Source organism: Pelovirga sp. (assembly GCF_059864205.1).
Map to the genome: position 1 here is coordinate 1 of NZ_JCBCBS010000152.1, position 2,365 is coordinate 2,365.

The following is a 2,365-nucleotide window of genomic DNA, read 5'->3' on the forward strand; positions in this document are numbered from 1 at the left end:
ATCGACGAGCTGATGGTTTTTCACGCCGGCACGACCGAACGTGACGGGCAGGTCGTGAATCAGGGTGGCCGGGTTCTCGGCGTCACCGGACGCGGGGCCACCGTCGCGGAAGCGATTGCCAAAGCCTACGCGGGGGTTCACACCATTTCGTGGGAGGGTGCCCACTACCGCACCGACATCGGCGCCAAGGCTTTGCGGTCGTAAATGTTTTCTCCTGGTCCAGATTCAAATACCGATCCGCCCTTTTGATGGCCAATCAATGAACGAGATGACATGTTGCCAGTAACAAATATTGAAGAGATTTGTCGGCGCTGGGGGCTGTTGATCATCGTTGTTGTCACCTGTCTCATCTATGCCAACATCCTCGACAACGAATTCGTCCTTGATGACAATGCCTATATTCAGGATAACTACCTGCTGCGTGATCTGCGGAATCTGCCGCTCTTTTTCAACGTTCCCGCCGATGCGCTGGTCGAAGATCTGGCACCCGGCCTGTTGCGCGGACGTAATGTCCGCTGGGTGACCTACGCGGTTGACTTTGCCCTCGGTGGCGGTGCGCCGTGGATGTTCCATCTGTCGAATCTGTTGTGGCACGCCGCGACCGGGATAGTGCTGTTTTTTTTATTCAGGCGCTGGTTGCTATCATCCCGGACGGCGCTGCTGGCCGCTTTACTCTTTATTGCTCATCCGATTCAGACCAATGCGGTTGCCTACATTTCCGGGCGCAAGGATATCCTCGCCGCGTTTTTCTTATGCGCCGCCTTGCTGGCAGTTTACCGCTATCGACAGACGCACAATTACTGGTGGTTTCCGGCAATTCTCGGACTCTTCTTCCTGGCGGGTTTTTCCAAGGAATCCGCCGTGGTTTTCCCTGTGCTACTGGTTTTGGCCGACTGGTGCCTGATGAAAAACAGCGGTGCTATCACTGCCGCGCAAAAATGTATTAAATTGTATTGGCGCGAATATCTGTGGTGTTTTTTGCTTACCACCCTGTTTCTCTGGTGGCGACTTGGTGTGACACTTGCGGCCAAGATGGCCGCCGTGTTCGGAACGTCGACACCCGTGCTGGCAAACCATCTTGCTTCGCCCGCACTGGCCGACGGCAACCTGTCGTACGCCAATCTGCAGTTGTTTTACCTGTCAAAACTGCTGTGGCCGACCCGGCTGCTTGCCGACTACAAAGGCATCTTTGATTTCAGCCTTTTTCCTGCGTCGTATGGTACTGTTGCAAGCGCGATCTTTGTCATTGTGCTGGTCGCCTGCCTGGTTGCGACACGCCAACGCGCGCCGCTGATCACTCTGGGACTGGGTTGGATCATCATCGCGCTCCTGCCGGTCAGCCATCTTATCGACTTTCACTATCCGGTCGCCGAGCACTATCTTTACCTGCCTTGCGCCGGGTTTGCGCTCAGCGTTGGTTCCGTCGCGGAACTACGCTGGCGTGGCGACCGGTTGTGGTCTCTGTTGCTGGTTGGTTTGGTGCTGTGCTTTGCGCTTGCGACGATTCAGCGTAACCTGGTCTGGCAAAATATGGAGACGATCACCCTCGATATCCTGAGTAAAGCGCCGCATCATCAACGCGCCCGCAATTCGCTGGTCGATGTTTACGCGAAACAGGGGAAATACCCCGCCGCGCTCGAACAGGCGCTTATCAGCCTGGCAGAAAACCCTCGCTCCGCAGTCAATAACTACAATTTGGGGGTGCTCTACGAAAACATAAAAGACTATCAACAAGCGAAAAGCTATTATCGCCGGGCGATCATGCTCCATCCTCGCCTCTGGTCCGCTTACCTGAATCTGGGTAATTTGTTACTGGAACAGGGTGATGAGCGCGCAGGATTGGCGGTGATTCGTGACTTGAACAGCCGTTACGGCTATCATCCGCTGAGTTACTTCGTTACCGGTACCCACTTGGCACGGCAGCAACGGTGGTCAGAAGCACTGGCGGAATTTGAACGCGGTTTGAGCCTTGATGCCGATGCCGGGTTGCTCAAACTGGGGATTGCGGTGGCGCTCTGGTCCCTCAATCGTGAACCCGCGCAGGTGTTGCGTCTGTTTGCTGAAGCCCGCGCAGCAAACGCCCTTGAAACGGTGGATACCGCGCAGCCTCCCTGGGATGTATTTTTTTCTCAGCAGGAATTTCGGACAGTTATGGAATCAGGAAAGGATCATCAATGAATCAGCCTTTAGTCAGCATCGTGATGGGAAGTGATAACGATTACGTGGTGATGGTCGAGATTGCCAGGGTGTTGAAGGATTTTGGCGTGCCGTTTGAAATGACCGTCTCCAGCGCCCATCGCTCGCCGGAGCGGACGGCACGCATTGTCCGCAGCGCCGAAGAGCGCGGGGTGAAGGTGCTGATTGC

The 2,365-nt window shown here is 55.3% G+C and carries 3 protein-coding genes; all 3 read left to right on the top strand.

Annotated features, from left to right (window positions below; genetic code table 11):
• On the top strand, positions 1-204 hold a 204-nt coding region (locus tag AC6F7T_RS09720; RefSeq protein ID WP_500718322.1), incomplete at its 5' end, for a phosphoribosylglycinamide synthetase C domain-containing protein.
• 69 nt (positions 205-273) lie between these two features.
• A complete protein-coding gene (locus tag AC6F7T_RS09725; protein WP_500718325.1) occupies positions 274-2,178 on the top strand; it encodes a tetratricopeptide repeat protein in 1,905 nt (634 codons plus the stop codon).
• Positions 2,175-2,365: AIR carboxylase family protein (locus AC6F7T_RS09730; RefSeq protein WP_500718328.1), on the top strand; the 191-nt coding region annotated here is incomplete at its 3' end. The genes AC6F7T_RS09725 and AC6F7T_RS09730, both read left to right, overlap by 4 nt.

Coding starts and splice junctions, on each gene's coding strand:
- AC6F7T_RS09725 (WP_500718325.1), top strand. CDS start 274: ATGTTGCCAGTAACAAATATTGAAGAGATTTGTCGGCGCTGGGGGCTG.